1 protein-coding gene is annotated in these 938 nt (G+C 73.8%); it reads right to left on the reverse strand.

What is annotated here, in order from left to right; genetic code table 11:
* A partial coding sequence (locus AC1DP0_RS22270) for a phosphopantetheine-binding protein (RefSeq protein ID WP_478088822.1) occupies window positions 1–938 on the reverse strand: 938 nt, incomplete at both ends.

Consider the following 938-nt stretch of genomic DNA (forward strand, 5'->3'; position numbering starts at 1 on the left):
GGGTCGTCGTCGAGGCCGGCCGACGACCCCGCGGCCGATGTGGACGTCGGGCCCGATGGTGCTGCGCGCGCCGACGACGGCCTCGCGCCCGATGTGGACCGGGCCGACGTGCACCACGTCGCCGTCGATCCAGTAGCCGGAGAGGTCGACCTCGGGCTCGATGCTGGCCCCCGCACCGATGGTCAGCAGGCCCGTGATCGGCGGCACGGAGTGGAGGTCGACGCCGGGACCGATCGAGGCGCCGAGCATCCGGGCGTAGTAGATGATCCATGGAGCGCCGGCCATGGTGATGGCACCCATCGCGTCGGCGAATCGCTCGGCGGCCCACAGCCGCAGCTGCACGCTCCCCCCGCGCGGGTAGCTGCCCGCGCGCACACCGGCGAGCAGCAGGCGAGCGGCCAAGGCGGACAAGCCCATCCGCCCGAACGGGCTGATGAACGCGACCCACCCGACAGCGAGGAACCACCACGACACGGGCACGGACCACTCCGCGAGCCCGGAGAGCCGAAGCAGCTCGGTCAGGGTGGCCAGCGCCACGAGCCACTGCAGACCCTTGACCGAGAGGAGGACGACCGACACGACCGTCTGCACGAGCTGGGTCCGGCGGGGGATGCGCCGCACGGTGCGGTCGACCCTCGACCCGTCCGCGGCGTCCATCGTGTCGAGGAGGTCGGCCTGGGCGCCGAGGCGAGGGCGGGCGTGCACGTCGGCGACGGTGACGGTGGGGTAGCGCTCGCGCAGCAGCGAGACGAGGCGGGCGGACGACAGGCTGCCACCGCCGTGGTCGAAGAAGTCGGCCTCGGCGGACCGCACGGTCGTGCCGAGCACCGCCGTCCAGTGGTCGGCGAGCCAGGCTGCCGTGCCGGACAGCTCGCTCGGCTCGTCGTCGTCCGTGTCCGCCAGTGGCCACGGCAGGGCGGCCCGGTCGACCTTGCCCG

This window comes from Terrabacter sp. P5_B1, assembly GCF_056400505.1.